The sequence below is a fragment of the Mycetocola sp. genome (genome assembly GCF_025464835.1).
Lineage (GTDB): Bacteria > Actinomycetota > Actinomycetes > Actinomycetales > Microbacteriaceae > Mycetocola_A.
This window is the reverse complement of the sequence record NZ_JAODMP010000021.1, coordinates 98,167-113,996: the sequence shown is the minus strand read 5'-3', so window position 1 is coordinate 113,996 and position 15,830 is coordinate 98,167. Positions and strand designations below refer to the sequence as shown.

The 15,830-nt window shown below is 66.5% G+C and carries 14 protein-coding genes and 1 pseudogene; 3 read left to right on the top strand and 12 right to left on the bottom strand.

Features of this window, described 5'->3' with window-relative positions; all coding sequences use genetic code 11:
* Positions 1–38 precede the first annotated feature (38 nt).
* Positions 39–1,172 carry an alanine dehydrogenase gene (ald, locus tag JWP90_RS03270; protein ID WP_297359533.1) on the top strand — a complete coding sequence of 378 codons (1,134 nt, stop codon included), beginning with the start codon at positions 39–41 and terminating at the stop codon, positions 1,170–1,172.
* Here the strand turns inward: ald and JWP90_RS03265 are convergent.
* From JWP90_RS03265 to JWP90_RS03245, 5 genes and pseudogenes are all read right to left on the bottom strand, one after another.
* Positions 1,162–4,053, bottom strand: a complete 2,892-nt coding sequence (locus JWP90_RS03265) for an FtsK/SpoIIIE domain-containing protein (protein ID WP_297359530.1) — start codon at positions 4,051–4,053, stop codon at positions 1,162–1,164. The genes ald and JWP90_RS03265 overlap by 11 nt on opposite strands.
* 134 nt (positions 4,054–4,187) lie before the next feature.
* Complete coding sequence (locus tag JWP90_RS03260) at positions 4,188–5,000, bottom strand: protein phosphatase 2C domain-containing protein (RefSeq protein ID WP_297359527.1); 813 nt, start codon at positions 4,998–5,000, stop codon at positions 4,188–4,190.
* A 79-nt stretch (positions 5,001–5,079) separates the two neighbouring features.
* Complete coding sequence (locus JWP90_RS03255) at positions 5,080–6,234, bottom strand: DUF4192 domain-containing protein (protein ID WP_297359524.1); 1,155 nt, start codon at positions 6,232–6,234, stop codon at positions 5,080–5,082.
* A gap of 127 nt (positions 6,235–6,361) precedes the next feature.
* A pseudogene (locus JWP90_RS03250) lies at positions 6,362–6,466 on the bottom strand (permease); the annotation flags it as partial.
* Positions 6,467–7,075: 609 nt separating this feature from the next.
* Positions 7,076–8,053 (bottom strand): aldo/keto reductase, encoded by a 978-nt coding sequence (locus JWP90_RS03245; protein ID WP_297359521.1) that lies wholly within the window; start codon positions 8,051–8,053, stop codon positions 7,076–7,078.
* A gap of 108 nt (positions 8,054–8,161) precedes the next feature.
* Here JWP90_RS03245 and JWP90_RS03240 point away from each other — a divergent pair, with 108 nt between their 5' ends.
* Positions 8,162–8,695 (top strand): methylated-DNA--[protein]-cysteine S-methyltransferase, encoded by a 534-nt coding sequence (locus JWP90_RS03240; RefSeq protein ID WP_297359519.1) that lies wholly within the window; start codon positions 8,162–8,164, stop codon positions 8,693–8,695.
* A 54-nt stretch (positions 8,696–8,749) separates the two neighbouring features.
* Complete coding sequence (locus JWP90_RS03235; protein ID WP_297359516.1) at positions 8,750–9,331, top strand: DNA-3-methyladenine glycosylase I; 582 nt, start codon at positions 8,750–8,752, stop codon at positions 9,329–9,331.
* 11 nt (positions 9,332–9,342) lie between these two features.
* On the opposite strand, the gene JWP90_RS03230 is transcribed toward JWP90_RS03235, so the two are convergent.
* Genes JWP90_RS03230 through JWP90_RS03200 form a run of 7 tightly spaced genes read right to left on the bottom strand, consistent with a single transcriptional unit; the run spans position 9,343 to position 15,806 of the window.
* Entirely contained in the window at positions 9,343–10,083 is a 741-nt protein-coding gene (locus tag JWP90_RS03230) for a peroxide stress protein YaaA (protein ID WP_297359513.1), read from the bottom strand.
* A 27-nt stretch (positions 10,084–10,110) separates the two neighbouring features.
* Positions 10,111–10,374: a F0F1 ATP synthase subunit epsilon gene (locus tag JWP90_RS03225; RefSeq protein ID WP_297359510.1), complete on the bottom strand. Its 264-nt coding sequence runs from the start codon at positions 10,372–10,374 to the stop codon at positions 10,111–10,113.
* Between the two features lie 2 nt (positions 10,375–10,376).
* The gene (atpD, locus tag JWP90_RS03220) at positions 10,377–11,840 is read right to left on the bottom strand and encodes a F0F1 ATP synthase subunit beta (protein ID WP_297359507.1); all 1,464 of its coding nucleotides are present in this window, start codon (positions 11,838–11,840) and stop codon (positions 10,377–10,379) included.
* A 28-nt stretch (positions 11,841–11,868) separates the two neighbouring features.
* Positions 11,869–12,768 (bottom strand): F0F1 ATP synthase subunit gamma, encoded by a 900-nt coding sequence (locus tag JWP90_RS03215; protein ID WP_297359505.1) that lies wholly within the window; start codon positions 12,766–12,768, stop codon positions 11,869–11,871.
* A gap of 3 nt (positions 12,769–12,771) precedes the next feature.
* Complete coding sequence (gene atpA, locus JWP90_RS03210) at positions 12,772–14,409, bottom strand: F0F1 ATP synthase subunit alpha (protein ID WP_297359502.1); 1,638 nt, start codon at positions 14,407–14,409, stop codon at positions 12,772–12,774.
* A gap of 51 nt (positions 14,410–14,460) precedes the next feature.
* On the bottom strand, positions 14,461–15,255 hold the full coding sequence (locus JWP90_RS03205) for a F0F1 ATP synthase subunit delta (RefSeq protein WP_297359498.1): 795 nt from the start codon (positions 15,253–15,255) through the stop codon (positions 14,461–14,463).
* Positions 15,255–15,806 (bottom strand): F0F1 ATP synthase subunit B, encoded by a 552-nt coding sequence (locus JWP90_RS03200; RefSeq protein WP_297359495.1) that lies wholly within the window; start codon positions 15,804–15,806, stop codon positions 15,255–15,257. Before JWP90_RS03200 ends, JWP90_RS03205 begins: the two co-directional genes overlap by 1 nt.
* Positions 15,807–15,830 lie beyond the last annotated feature (24 nt).

Sequence of the window (15,830 nt, the reverse complement as noted above, 5' to 3'; positions counted from 1 at the left end):
GCCGCTCCCACCAGGAGCGGCCAGGACAAAGGAGCACCATGCGAGTCGCCATCCCCCGTGAGGTCAAGAACAACGAGTTCCGCGTAGCCATCACCCCGGCAGGAGTCCACGACCTCACCGTCCACGGTCACGAGGTCTTCATCGAGAAAGGCGCAGGCGAGGGGTCATCGATCCCGGACGACGCGTACGCCGCGGCGGGGGCCACCATCCTCCCGGATGCCGCGTCGACGTGGGGACGGGCAGACCTGGTGCTCAAGGTGAAGGAACCGATCCGATCCGAGTACGGGTATTTCCGTTCAGACCTGGTGCTGTTCACCTTCCTGCACCTGGCGGCGGAACGTGAGCTGACGCAGGCGCTGGTGGACTCGGGCATCACGGCGATCGCGTACGAGACCGTGCAACTGCCGAACCGCTCGCTCCCGTTGCTCGCGCCGATGAGTGAGGTCGCCGGCCGGCTGGCGACGATCGTCGGCGCCAACACCATGCTGAAACCCAACGGCGGTCCTGGCCTTCTGGTCCCTGGTGTGCCTGGGACATCGCCTGCCCGAGTCACCGTTCTCGGCGGCGGGGTCGCTGGGACCAACGCGGCCTCTGTCGCGGTCGGACTCGGCGCCGACGTCACCGTGCTCGACACGAACATCGCGCGGCTTCGAGAACTCGACGCCTTGTACGCCGGACGGATCAAGACCATCGCGAGCAACACGTTCGAGATCGAGCATTCTCTCCTGAGCGCTGATCTGGTGATCGGCTCGGTTCTCGTTGCCGGAGCGCAGACACCGAAGCTGGTCAGCAACGCCCTGGTTGCGAAGATGAAGCCCGGCAGCGTGCTTGTCGACATCTCGGTCGACCAGGGTGGGTGTTTCGAGGACTCCCACCCCACCACGCACGCCGACCCGACCTTCCCCGTGCACCGTTCGGTGTTCTACTGCGTCGGCAACATGCCCGGTGCTGTGCCGCACACCTCGACGTACGCCCTGACCAACGCGACCCTGCCGTACGCCCGCGCGATCGCGAATGCCGGCTGGCGCGACGCGTTCGCCGCCGATCCGGCCCTGGCTCTCGGGCTGAACGTTCACGGGGGCGCGGTCTACAGCGAACCGGTGGCCACGGCGCACGGTCTCCGCCATGAGGAGCTGTCGACCTCGTGTCAGGTGCGCGGGCCTAGCCGGTAGCGGGCGAGCGAACGCTGACCCGCCTGACCGTACCGGCGGGTTCCACGAGCCATGCCCTGCCTGACTGCCGCGCGAGCAGGGGCGGTCGATCCCGGATCCGGGTGAGCGATCGGAACTCGGCCACCGAGCATCCTTCGACCAGCACGGCGGCATCGGCGCGCAAGGCGGTGAGGAGCGGCCAGTGCGCCTGCCACTGTTCGCTGTCGCCGACGATCACGACGGGGCTGTCAGCACTCCGGCGAACCTGCTCGGCTGTGACCAGGCCGGACGGCGCGTCAGCGAGGGCTGCAACGCGAACCGGCGGCCCGGCCGGCGATTCGGTGTTGCGGGCCAGGATTTCGTCGACCAGGCGCCCCGGCGCCCCTGACACGACCAGCCAGACCGGGTGATCGGCCCAGTCGACCGGGCGAACCGTCCGGCTGGCCCCATGCCGGGGCGTGCGGCTCACCAACGTTTCCGGAGCACAGAGCTGCACCGGCACGCCCCGCCAGATGGCGCTGCCCGGCCGGCGGCCCTCGACCCAGGCGGTGCTTTCCCCGCCGGCGAGCATGTGCTCCTGCCGGTTCGCTGTGCCGAGGAGCACTGTGGAGCCGACGAGGCCGCTGATGGACACCGTTGGCCCTGCCAGCCGCTGCACCGCTACCGCCACGTGAACCCGATGGCGTGGACCGTCGCGGAGAAGGGTCAGGATGCCGTCGCGCAACGCGACTGCGTCGTCGGCATCGATCCCGGCGAGGAGCGAATCGAGGTCATCGACGAGCACCAGCACTCCGGGAGCGTCGACCGTCGGAGACGTTAGAGCTGTGGTGAGGGAATGCACAACGTCCCACGCCCGTTCCGCGTCCGGGCCGATGCGCTCGAGGACCACAGTGCCCAGCCGTGCCGCTTCGGCGGCGATGGTGTCGAGAAGCGTCGTCTTGCCGGTGCGCGCCATGCCGATCACGAGCATGCTCCCGTCGGTTTCCGGGTCCCACACGGCAGTGTCCTGGCGCTGCTCGGCGGGCAGGTCGGCGAGCCCGACACGGATGCCGCCGATCGACATGTCAAGGCTCTCGCGCTCCACCCACGCCGGCAGAGGATCCAGCCACGGCCGTCGCACCGCTGTGATCTGCGGCCAGCGCTTCTCAACGCGGGTGATGTCGGCTTCGGTGGTGCTGGCGACCTGCAGCCGAACGGCGCCGGAAGCGCCGGCGAGAACCAACCGGCCGGGCACTGCCGCGGGCAGGAAGGCGGCGGCATCCGTCCCGATCACCGCTGCGCTGTCTGCCCGGTTGTTCACGCGGAGGGACATCCGCAATCCGCAGTTCGCGAGGAGTGAGTCCTTCACGACACCGGCCGGTCGTTGGGTGCAGAGGATGAGGTGCATCCCGAGAGAACGGCCCCGAGCGGCGATGTCGACGAACAACGCGTGGAGGTCCGGGAAGCCGTCGAGCATCGCCGCGAACTCGTCGACGACGATGACGAGCCTGGTCAAATCAGGAGCCTGGGCGATGTCACGGACTCCGAGCTCTCGGAGGTGCCGTTCCCGCACGCGCACCTCTGCGCGCAGACTTTCCAGCGCCCTGGCGGCTGAACTGGAATCCAGGTCGGTCAGGACACCGACCACGTGAGGGAGACCGAGCAACGGCGCGAACGCCGCACCGCCCTTGAAATCCACCAGCAGCAGATTCGCCACGCTCGGCGGGTATCGTTCGGCGACACTCGTCACCCAGGTGACCAGCAGCTCGCTCTTGCCACTGCCGGTCGTGCCCCCCACGATGGCGTGCGGGCCGTCGGAGACGATGTCGACGCACAGCGGCCCGCTGGCCGTCGCTCCGAGGACGGCGGACAGGGACGGGCCACCGGCCGGTGCGGGTGCTCCAGCCGACGCTTCGGAGAAGCCGACCGTGTCGGGCGGTTCGGCGTCGCTGAGCCCCGTGCCGGCCTGGCGCGCGAGCGTCGCGAGCTTCTCGGCGAACCGCCGGGATTCCGCAGCGGAGATCAGTTCGACCGTCAAGCGAAGAGGCCCACCCGGCCCGGCGCCGGTCGTGCGGCGGAGGACGGCTGTCGCCACCCCCGTCAGTTCGATCACGGCCGAACACCGTGGGGGAATCCGGTCCAGCCGGTCGGCGAGAACCACCAGGAGGTCCGCCGACATGGGCGCCGCAGCATCCGGTGACACCTCGGCAACCAGCAGGGACGAAGATCCGTTCCGCCTCCGGCTATGGGGAAGGGCAGACGCCCACTCCCAGCCCGTCGGAACACCGACGACAGTGAGCACCTCGGGGCTGCTTGCGGCACAGAGCTGAACGAGGAGCCCGCGGGCAAAGGCATGGGTGATGATCGGGGGTCCGACGACACCGATGCCGGCTGAGGCGTCCACCTCGACCGGCACATCCGATATCGTCCTGGCGCGCTCCCTCAATCCAGCGGCACCATTCCCCGGCGGACCGTCCACCCGCACGGCGCTGGGTTGTTCCCCCCGCCCGGCGACCACGACGAACCGCCGTTCGGGCGACGCCCGCCACCGGGCGAAACCGGTCTCCGGGGCATCCGGTGCGTCGATGATCCGCCGGGCACCGACGGAGGTGGCGTCCCGGCCACGACGCTCGGCGGCGTGCCTGTCGTCGATCTGGCCGGAAAGCCTGTCGAGTTCGGCCCGGTAAGCCGCAGTGGCTGTACGCAGGCGCCGACGGGCAGACCAGCGGTTGTCGACGAGACTCGCTCCGGCGATGACCGGGCCGAGGAACGCGAAGATGAGAACGAACGGTGATCGGGTGAGCAGCCAGATGACAACGGATGCGACGACGGGTGCGATGCTTGCGACGACCGGGAACGGGGACCCGGCCACTGGGGCCGGCTCGGCGGGAACGGAGATCGTTTCGTCGCTGGATTCGTGCATACCTCAAGCCAAGCAGGACCGTTCCAGTCCGGGCCGGGAACCGGCACGAGGTGGAGAACCGGGGTCCCGAGACGGTCGGTGGAGGACGACCGGCGCGGCCACACGTGGCCGTTCCCGGGAGCACCCTGCGCGTGCTAAGCGTCGGCCGGCTCGACCGGGTCGATCAGGAGTTCGTCGAGGACGATGGCGCTGACGTTGTCACGGCCGCCGTTCTCGAGCGCTGCGCCGACGAGGCTGCGCACAGCTTCCTCAGGGGTTCTGCTCTGCATGAGGAAGTGGCGAAGCCCGAAGTCGGTGAGTTCCTTGGTGAGCCCGTCCGAGCAGACCAGCCACCGCGTGCGATCCGCCGAGGGTACATCGGTGTAGTCGGGCAGCGGGTCGTCGGAGAATCCGACCGCCCTTGTGATCACGTTGCCGTGCGGGTGGGACTCTGCTTCGTCCGGGGTGATTGCGCCGATCGAGATGAGTTCCTGCACAACCGAATGGTCGAGGGTCACCTGGATGAGTTCATCGCCGAGGAGCCTGTACACACGGGAGTCACCGATGTTGAAGACGGTCCAGGCCGGGACGTCGCCATCCGGCCCCGAGAAACCGAAAACGATCCCCGTCACTGTGGTGCCCGTGCCGAGTGCTGACTTGCCGACCTGTTCGAACATGTCGTCGACGGCCGCGCGGAGGGCGTTCTCAACAGCTCCCCGGTCGACCGTGTCGCCCGATGCGACACGTTCGGCAAGCCGGGCGATGACGGCGGCGCTGGCCACCTCACCCGCGTCGTGGCCGCCCATGCCATCTGCGACCGCGAAGATCGGGTAGTCGACGATGAGAGCGTCCTGATTGACCTGGCGCTTTCGTCCGGTGTCGGTGACCGACGCCCAGGACAACGCCAATGGTGCCCTGCTGGGCACGTCGACGACTCGCGATCCGGTGCGCACGTCGATGGCGGTCACGCAATCATCCTTTCGATGCCTCACGAACGTGTGGCCTGCGTCGATAATAGCGGTCGCGGCAGACGACCGGAGACGAGGCTTACCCTCTGGCGTCGATTGTCGTCCCAGCCGTGGCGTCCGGGGGGACGTCCCACGCCCAATCCGGGAGCCGGCCGGCCGAGAGCATCTGATCGAGAAGTCGGGCAAGGCCGTGCTCCGGGTCGAGGGTCCGAGCCTGCGCCACCCAGCGCGAGGCGAGGGTTCCCGAGCCCAGCGACCAGTGCGCCCACGCGAGCATGGTGAGCAGCGGTGCCTGCGCACGGCGGGGAAGCCGGGGGGTCGTGTACCGAAGAACCCGGATGGCTGTCTTCAGCCGTCGCGGATCCGGTCTCGGCATGCCGAAACCCCCGAGCGCCATCGCGCCGGGCACCATGCTGATGTCTTCGCCGGCGGAATACCTGGCGTTCATCTCACCGACCGACACCCCGAATTCCGGACCCCAGGCCCAGGTCAGGAGCACTTCGTCGCGAAGGGCAGGCGCCTGCACAAGAAAGCCCAGAAGAGCGGCATCGTGAGGTGAGACCGACTCATCGGCGCCGACGAGCAGCGCGTCGGCGAATGCGACGACGTCGCCTCCGAAAGAGTGGTCGAACATGAGTGCCGGCCCGAGTTCCGCAGATCCGCGCAGGGAGTCCAGCTCGGTATAACGTGTGGCCGTCTGTTCACGTGTCGGGAAATCCGGTACCGGCAGCCGGGACTCCGCCTCCACATCGACGAGACGTGGAGGCTCTGCCGTGCGGGCGAGCGTGCGTCTGGCCGGCGAAGCGGCGATCAGTTCGAGTGGCCGGCCCTGTGCCGGGCAGTCCTCGTCGAGGTAGCTACCCCAGGCATCCGACGCCACGCACAGGGCGTCGCGCACCAGGAAACCCGAGTATCTGGCCCTGGTGAGGACGTTGTCGATCACGGTCCGGTACGGCATCCGGTCTCGGGAGGTGAACGAGGCGTGCGTGTAGACGACGGGGACGAGTGCGTCGGCGTCCGGGATCCTGCAGACCATTCCGAGCATCGTTGTGGCAGCGCGACGGCGAGCCGCAACGGTAGCGTCCGCTGCCGGAAGGTCGAGGCGCAGCGCCCCGCAGGTGCGGTTTCCGCGAAACGCAACGAGGACGATGCTCTGTTCCGGCTGGAAGCCGGTCAGGTGCGGGACAAGGGCGAGGAAGTCCTGCGCTTCGGAAGCCTTGATGATGGTGGTCATGCCGGAAAGCCTGAGTTATGCGGGCGCCTCCCCCGCAGAACCCAGGCAATCTGTGGACAGCCCCAGCGGGGGTGCCGCCTGGGGAGGATTACGCCCCGTCGCTCACCGGGGCAGCGAACGGCCAGTTTCACAGGCTGTCGTAGGCGCCGCCCTGGGCCAGCAGCGAGTCGTGGGTGCCCTGCTCGACGATCCGTCCAGCCTCCATGACGAGGATGACGTCGGCGTCGCGGAGGAGTGGGAACGAACTCGAGAAGGCAAGAGTCGAGCAAGCTGGGCGATCTGCGCCGCGCTCCACCGAAGCTTCTCCGAGTCGGGGGCGAGCGCCGCGCCGACGAGTCGCTCGATGTCCTCCCGGACGGACGCCGGGGTCGGGCGGTCCTCTTCGTCGAGCGTGGACATCAGGCGGAAGACTCCTTCGAAGCGACGGTGAAGTGCTGCGACGATCGACCGGATCTTCTGCTCCAACGGCCGGGCGGGGTTGATGGCGGCCAGTTCGGTGAGCGGGGGTTCCCGGTCGAGGAAGCGGGCTACCGCCCCGGTGAGGACGCTGTTCTTGACGCCGAACGCCAGGAAGACCGTTCGTTCGGCGGCTCCGTCTTCTCGGCGAGCTGGCGGGAGGCGACTTCGCTGCCCCGTTCGAGGATCAGCGAAAGAACCGCGTCGACGAACATCGAGCGCCGGTCTTCGGGAGAGAGTGGCGCCGCGCGGCGGGTTGGTCGAGAGTCGATTCGGGGAAGGGAACCCGGCGGTTCCAGCTGAGTGAGTGCTCACTCAGCTGACTCGAGGCCGACTTCTCTCCGCCTCCAGCGAACGTTCCCGTCGCCGGGGCCGTCGCCCGGTTTCAGGCGTCGGCGGCCGGAGCGAACAGGGCCGAGATGGCCTCCACATCCTCAGGCGACGGATGCCACGCCGTCGCGGCATCCGCGTTCTGCGCGATCTGCTCCGGTCGGGTTGCCCCCGCGATGACGCTCGTGAGCGCGGGTTGGGCAAGCAGCCAGGCGAACGTCGCCTGCAGCATCGTGATGTCGCGTTCGTCGCAGAACGCCTGGAACGCGTCGATCGCGTCCCACGGAGCACTGTCGAGAAGGTGGCTGCGCTGGCGCATGATCCGGGAATCGAGCGGTCCGCCTTCCCGGCCGAATTTGCCGGTGAAGAGGCCGTTGTACAGCGGGAAGTATGGCAGGAAGCCGAGCCCGAAGTGCCGGACCGCCGGAAGCACCTCCCGCTCGGCGTCACGCACGATGAGACTGAACTCGTTCTGCGCCGAGATGAATTTCGGGTGCCCGGAAAGCTCGGCGGTCAACTCCGCCTCGGCTATCTGCCAGCCGGCGAGGTTCGAGGAACCGATGTAGCGAACTTTGCCCTCGCGGATCAGGTCGTCGAGCGCCGCGAGTGTCTCCTCGATCGGAGTGACGGGGTCTGGCGTGTGCAACTGGTACAGGTCGATCCAGTCGGTCTGCAGTCGCCTGAGGGAAGCTTCGACGGCGAGGCGGACGTATCGTCTCGACCCCTTCGCCCCCCAGCCCTCGATGCCCACATCGGCGCCTGAATGGCCGAACTTCGTCGCGAGCACCACCTGGTCGCGGCGGCCGCGAAGAGCGTTCCCCATCAGGGTTTCACTGAGGCCAGGCGCTTTGCCGTACATGTCTGCCGTGTCGAGCAGGGTGACTCCGGCGTCCAGGGCCGCGGACAGGACGGCGTCGGTGCCTTGCTGGGTCTCAGTGGCGGTGCCAAGCCTGCCGAAGTTGTTGCAGCCAAGCCCGATCGTTGAAACGCGGAGGCCGCTATTGCCAAGGGTGCGGTATTCGATGTCTGCCATCCCCCAAGGCTAGCGGGGCGGTTCCTCCACAGGGCGTTCCGGAGGCATCTTCTCCCCCGAAACGGTCGAGCAACGGATCGGCTGGCCGCGCACTCGTACTGTCGGTCCATGACACCTCGCACACTTCCCCAAGAGCCTCAGCCCACCCTGTTCGACCGGCCGGTCGGTCTCGTACGAATGACGAGCCCACTCGGGCGGATCGAGCTCACGAGCGACGGCGCCGCTGTCACCGGCGTGCAGATCGAACGTGGCGGACGGTTGCCTCGAGACGGCTATCGTGAAACGGCGATCGACGTGCTGATGACGGCCGCCGAACAGCTGGCCGAATACTTCGACGGTGAGCGGCGGCTCTTCGACATCCCGATTGCCGCTGAAGGCACACCGTTCCAGATCCGGGTCTGGTCAGCTCTCGCCGACATCCCGTTCGGCACGGCGAGCACCTACGGACTTCTCGGTCACGGCGTCGGTTCGGGCCCTTCAGGGCGCGCTGTCGGCGGCGCGATCCGTGCGAACCCGCTTCCCTTGCTGGTTCCATGCCACCGGGTCCTGTCGGGCGCGGGAGGGGTGGTCGGCTACAGCCAGGGCGACGGCGTGTCGACCAAGCTGTGGCTCCTCGACCACGAGGGCATCCCCCACCGCTAGCGTCGGCTATCCTGACGACGCCCCCATTCTTGCCGCGACCCGAAGGACCCAGCTGTGACCGACTCCCGATCGCTGGTCGTCGGCGCGGATGGCCGCTCGCGCTGCGCCTGGGCGGGATCCGATCCGGAGTATCAGAGATACCATGACGAGGAATGGGGAACCCCGCTTCTCGGTGACCGCCCCGTATTCGAGAAGATCAGCCTCGAGGGTTTCCAGGCGGGGCTCTCATGGATCACGATCCTCCGCCGGCGCCCGGCCTTCCGGGCGGCATTCGCCGAGTTCGACATCGACCGCGTCGCGGCGATGACGGAGGCTGACGTCGATCGTCTCGTCCTGGACGCGACGATCATCCGCCACCGCGGCAAGATAAACGCCGTGATCGGCAACGCTCGCGTCACTCAGCAACTGGGCGAGAGCCTGTCCGACCTGGTCTGGAGCTTCCAGCCGGCACCGGGGCGTCCGCGCCCGACGCAGCTGGGCGACATCCCCGCCGTCACCACCGAGTCCTCCGCGTTGAGCGCGGAGCTGCGGCGGCGGGGCTACCGGTTCGTCGGCCCGACCACGATGTACGCGTTGATGCAATCCGCCGGTCTCGTCGACGACCACGTCGCGGGCTGCTGGCGCGCCGCAGGCTGAGCCTGGCCGATTCAGACGACGAGTGCCAGGTCGGTCGTGTCTGGCTGGCGTTCGAGCTGGAACCCGGCACTCGCAGCCCAGTCGAGCAGTTCGCCGACGTCGGAAAACGCGACGCCGGCCTGAAGCAGCGCTCGGGTGAAGCGGCCTTTCGCCTGCTTGTTGAAGTGGTTGAGCGCGCGCCGTGTGCCGCCCTGCCCCTCGGTGAGCACCCTGAGGAAGCGTGACCCGGACGGTGCCGGCCCGAGACCGACGTACGCCTCCGAGCGCAGATCGAGCACGAGCCCGGGCTCTGTGCCGAGCGCCACCTCGACGACGGCCCGCCAGTGACGCTTGAGCGGACGGCCTGGCACCCGCGAGTCATGCGAAAGGCGGTAAGACGGAATCGGGTCGAGCGCCCCGATCGGTCCGAGCAGCGCCGCGTGGATAACCAGATGCCGCCCGGCGAACGAGCGGGCCTCGGCACCGAGCGTTGCCGGGTCCAGTGCGTCGAACAGCACTCCGGTGTAGCGATCGAGAGCAGGCATCGTCGGTGACTGCCACAGCCCGCGATTCGTCTCGACCTCACCGTGCTGTTTCGGGCCCAGCTTCAGGGCGGCGATCGCGGCATCCGGATCCTGCGACAGGGTCACGACATCCTCGATGAGCGCACGACGCGCATCCGTCAGAGCAGGGAAACGCAACTGTTCGAGCGACAACGAACGCCCCGTGCCACCCGCTCTCTTCGTCTCAGACGGAGGGAGCAGGATCAACACGGGGCGTTACGGGGGCCTTGCGGCGGGCTACTTGACGAGGCTGGCGTTGCCGGCCACGACGGTGACGATGTTGTTGTCGACGGAAAGGAAACCATCGGCCGCCCGTGCGGTGATTTTATCGCCGTTTTCGGCGGTCACGCGCACTTCACCTTCAGCGAGGATGGCCAGCATCGGCTCATGGCCGGGGAGAATACCGATCTCTCCTTCGACCGTCCTGGCGATGACCATGGAGGCGGTGCCCGACCAGACTTCCTGGTCGGCACCGACAACGCTGACCTTGAGCGACGCCATTCTTAGCCGTTCTCCTTCTGGATCTGTGCCCAGCGCTCTTCGACATCGTTGATGCCACCGACGTTGAAGAACGCCTGCTCGGCAACGTGGTCGAATTCACCGCTGGCGATCGCCGAGAAGGACTCGATGGTCTCCTTGAGCGGAACCGTCGATCCCTCGACACCGGTGAACTTCTTCGCCATGTAGGTGTTCTGCGAGAGGAACTGCTGGATCCGACGTGCACGGGCAACCGTGATCTTGTCTTCTTCACTCAACTCGTCGACACCGAGGATCGCGATGATCTCCTGAAGTTCCTTGTTCTTCTGCAGGATCGCCTTGACGCGAACGGCCGTGTTGTAGTGGTCCTCACCGATGTAGCGCGGGTCAAGGATACGGCTGGTCGACGTCAGCGGGTCGATGGCCGGGTACAGGCCCTTCGATGCGATCTCACGCGACAGCTCGGTCGTTGCGTCGAGGTGTGCGAACGTCGTTGCCGGGGCGGGGTCGGTGTAGTCGTCAGCAGGAACGTAGATCGCCTGCAGCGAGGTGATCGAGTGGCCGCGCGTCGAGGTGATGCGCTCCTGGAGGATGCCCATCTCGTCGGCGAGGTTCGGCTGGTATCCCACCGCGGACGGCATACGGCCGAGAAGGGTGGAGACTTCGGATCCGGCCTGCGTGAAGCGGAAGATGTTGTCGATGAACAACAGCACGTCCTGCTTCTGCACGTCGCGGAAGTACTCAGCCATGGTCAGGGCCGAGAGGGCGACGCGCAGTCGCGTTCCCGGCGGCTCATCCATCTGGCCGAAGACAAGCGCGGTCTTGTCGAAGACGCCTGCTTCTTCCATTTCCATGATGAGGTCGTTGCCCTCACGGGTGCGCTCACCGACACCGGCGAACACAGACACACCACCGTGGTCCTGCGCAACACGCTGGATCATTTCCTGGATGAGGACCGTCTTACCGACACCCGCACCGCCGAACAGGCCGATCTTTCCACCCTGCACGTAAGGCGTGAGGAGGTCGATCGACTTGATGCCGGTCTCGAAGAGTTCGGTCTTCGACTCGAGCTGGTCGAATGCCGGAGGCTTGCGGTGGATCGGCCAGCGCTCGGTGATCTCGATCTTCTCGCCTGGCTCGGCGTTGAGCACATCGCCGATGACGTTGAAGACCTTGCCCTTGGTGACGTCACCGACGGGCACGGTGATCGAATCCCCGGTGTCGGTCACTTCCTGGCCGCGGACGAGTCCGTCGGTCGGGTTCAGCGCGATAGCACGGATCAGGTCGTCGCCGAGGTGCTGGGCGACCTCGAGCGTGATCACCTGGGTCTGCCCGGCCATGTTGACGGTGGTCTTCAGTGCGTTGTAGATACCGGGGATCGCGTCGTGCGGGAACTCGATGTCAACAACCGGACCGGTGACGCGGGCGACGCGGCCGATCGCGCCGGCCTTCACCTCACGCGTGTCCTGAGCGGTGGCAATGTCTGTCATGCTCTTCTTCTCTCTTCGTAATCGAAAGTTACTTGGCGGACGACAGTGCGTCTGCGCCGCCGACAATCTCGGAAATCTGCTGGGTGATCTCGGCCTGCCGCGCGTTGTTGCGCAGCCGCGTGTAATCCGTGATGAGCTTGTCCGCGTTCTCGCTCGCCGAGCTCATCGCCTTCTGCGTCGCCGCGTGCTTTGCAGCAGCGGACTGGAGCAGCGCGTTGAAGATACGGCTCTCGATGTAGACCGGAAGGAGCGCGTCGAGCACGCTCGCCGGATCCGGCTCGAACTCGTAGAGCGGGAGCACCGTGTTGTCGCCCGGTTCTTCGACGCCCTCGACAACTTCGAGGGGAAGCAGGCGAACGACTTCGGGGACCTGGCTCATCATGCTGACGAGACGGTTGTAGACGATGTGGATCTCGTCGACCCCGCCGTCCGAGGCATCCAGGACGAACTTCTCGAGAAGTGCCGCACTGATCTCCTGGGCCGTGGCGAAGGTCGGGTTCTCGCTCTCGCCGACCCAGTGACCCTCGCTCGCCCGCTTACGGAACGTGAAGTACCCGACAGCCTTGCGACCGATGAGGTAGAACACGACATCCTTGCCCTGGCTCTTGAGCAGCTCCGTCAGTTCGTTGGCTTCGCGCAGGACCTGCGAGTTGAACGCGCCGGCGAGGCCGCGATCAGACGCGAAGATGACGACGGCGGCCCGCTCGACGGTCTCCGGCTCGGTGGTCAGCACGTGGTCGACGTTGGAATACGTCGCCACGGCTGACACCGCGCGGGTGATCGCCCGGGAGTATGGACCGGATGCCGCGACACGCGCCTGTGCTTTCGCAATGCGCGAGGCGGCGATGAGCTCCATCGCCTTCGTGATCTTCTTGGTCGTCTGCGCAGACTTGATTTTCTGCGTGTAGACCCGAAGTTGAGCACCCATTACTTATCGACGTCCCTTGACGATCTTTTCCTGGTTGACGTCTTCAGCCGGCAGCTCACTGAACTGCTCGGAGCCCGGGCCGCTGAGGGGCTTGCCCGCACCGGTCTGGAACTCCTGCTTGAACCGGTCGACGGCAGCATCGAGTTCGTCGACGATGTCATCGCTCAGCACGTTGCTGTCGCGGAGCTTGGTCAGGACCTGGGTGTTCCGGCCGAGGTAGTCGTGCAGTTCGCTTTCGAACCGCAGGATGTCCTCTACAGGGACCTCGTCCAGCTTGCCCTTGGTACCGGCCCAGAAAGAGACGACCTGGTTCTCGATGGGGAACGGCGAGTACTGCGGCTGGCGCAGCAACTCGGTCAGTCGGGCACCACGAGCGAGCTGGCGGCGGCTGGCCGGGTCGAGGTCGGACGCGAACATCGCGAATGCCTCGAGCGACCGGTACTGAGCGAGCTCGATCTTCAGCGTTCCCGAAACCTTCTTGATGCTCTTGACCTGGGCGTCACCACCGACTCGCGAGACCGAGATTCCCACGTCGACTGCCGGACGCTGGTTGGCGTTGAACAGGTCGGACTGGAGGAAGATCTGGCCATCGGTGATCGAGATCACGTTGGTCGGGATGTATGCGGAGACGTCGTTCGCCTTGGTCTCGATGAGCGGAAGACCGGTCATCGATCCGGCGCCGAGCTCGTCCGAGAGCTTGGCACAACGCTCGAGCAGACGGGAGTGCAGGTAGAACACGTCACCGGGGTACGCCTCGCGTCCTGGCGGACGGCGCAGCAGCAGCGAGACGGCACGGTAGGCCTCTGCCTGCTTCGACAGGTCATCGAAGACGATGAGGACGTGCTTGCCGCCGTACATCCAGTGCTGGCCGATGGCAGAACCGGTGTAAGGGGCGAGGTACTTGAAGCCGGCCGGGTCGGATGCCGGAGCTGCGACGATGGTCGTGTACTCCATGGCGCCGGACTCTTCAAGCGCTGCCTTGATGGCGGCGATCGTCGAACCCTTCTGGCCGATGGCGACGTAGATGCAGCGAACCTGCTTGTTCGGGTCGCCGGTCTCCCAGTTCGCCTTCTGGTTGATGATGGTGTCGATCGCGATCGCTGACTTGCCGGTCTGGCGGTCACCGATGATCAGCTGGCGCTGGCCGCGGCCGATCGGGATCATGGCGTCGATCGCCTTGATACCGGTCTGCATCGGCTCGTGCACGCTCTTGCGCTGCATGACACCAGGGGCCTGCAGTTCGAGGGCGCGGCGGGTCTCCGCCTTGATCTCGCCGAGGCCGTCGATCGGAGCACCGAGCGGGTCCACCACGCGGCCGAGGAACGCGTCGCCGACCGGGGTCGAGAGCACCTCTCCCGTGCGGGTGACTTCCATGCCTTCGACGATGCCGTTGAACTCGCCGAGCACGACCACGCCGATCTCGTTCTCATCGAGGTTCTGTGCGAGCCCGAGCGTTCCATCCGCGAAACGGATGAGCTCGTTGGCCATCACGCCTGGCAGACCCTCAACGTGGGCGATGCCGTCACCAGCGTCGGTGACGTAGCCGACCTCAGTGGTTGTGGCCTTACCCGGCTCGTAAGCCGTGACGAAGTCCTTGAGAGCATCCCGAATCTCGTCGGGGCTGATCGTAAGTTCTGCCATCTTCTTCCCTATCTGTGTGGGGACGGATGTCCCCTACGTTGTCTACTGGCGCTAGCCAGCAAGCTGAAGTCTAAGTTCGCTGAGGCGTGAGGCGATACTGCCGTCGATGACATCGTCGCCGACCTGCACGCGCAGGCCGCCGATGACGCTCGGATCGACGATCTGGTTGAGTCGGAGCTTGCGGCCGTACTGCGCCGCGAGTCCCTTTTCGAGTCGCTCCACCTGAGCCGCCCCGAGCGGGAAAGCGCTGGTGACGTTGGCGACGATGTAACCCTGCTGGTCAGCGATGACGGAAGCAGCGTGGCGGAGAAGCTCTCCGATACGACGGCCGCGAGGCTGCAACACGAGGTGCTTGACGATCTCGACGGTTTCCACTGAGCCGTTGCCGCTGAGGAGTTTCTCGACGAGCGTGCTCTTCGCATCCTGTGCACCGAGCTTCGAGCCGAGCGCGAGCTCGAGTCCCGAGTCGGAGGAGACGGACTGGCCGAACGTGAAGAGCTGTGCCTCCAGCCGGGCGTCCGGCCCGGCTGCAACCGCAGCGGCCCGGAGGCCGAGCTCTTCGATCCCGCCCAGAAGGTCGTCCGCGTTCGACCAGCGCGCGGAGACGATCTCCCGGAGGAGGTCGAGCGCCTGCGCGCTGAGCTGCGTGCGGAAGACCCGGTCGACGACCGAGACCTTCACGCTGCTCGCGGCCGACGGATCGGCGAGGAGCGAACGCAGCTGACCGGACTCGCCGACGACCCGGCCGGCTGCGAAAAGATCCGTAGCGGTGGCCAGGTCGATGCGCCCGGTGTCAGACAGGGCCCTTTTCGAGGATGCGATAGCTTCCCGAGTTGCGCTTCCCATTATTTGGTGGCCTTCTCCGAAGCTTCGAGTTCAGCGAGGAAACGGTCGACGATGGCAGTCGCCTTGGCGTCGTCAGCGAGGGTCTCGCCGATGACGTTGCCGGCGAGGTCGATGGCGAGGGTGCCGACGTCGCTCCGAAGAGAGACGAGAGCAGCCTGTCGCTCGGCTTCGATCTGCGCCTGGGCGCCTGCCGTCACTCGTGCAGCTTCGACCATCGCCTGGCTGCGAGCCTCGGTGACGATCTGCTTGCCGTCTTCGCGAGCGGCCTCACGGATGCGGCCGGCCTCCTGGCGTGCTTCGGCGAGCTGAGCGGTGTACTGCTCGAGCGCTGCCTCTGCCTGGCGCTGTGCCTCATCCGCCTTGGCGATGTTGCCCTCAATGGCCGCAGAACGCTCTTCGAGCATGGTCTGCATCTTCGGGAGGATTTTCTTCCAGAAGAACACCAAGAGGATGGCGAAACACACCGCTGACCAGACGATGTCGTAGGTCGCGGGAATCAGAGGGTTTTGAGTAGCGCCCTCTTCAGCCGCCGCAACGAGTGCGTGTAGCATCTTGCCTCCTTACGAGGGGTGAAA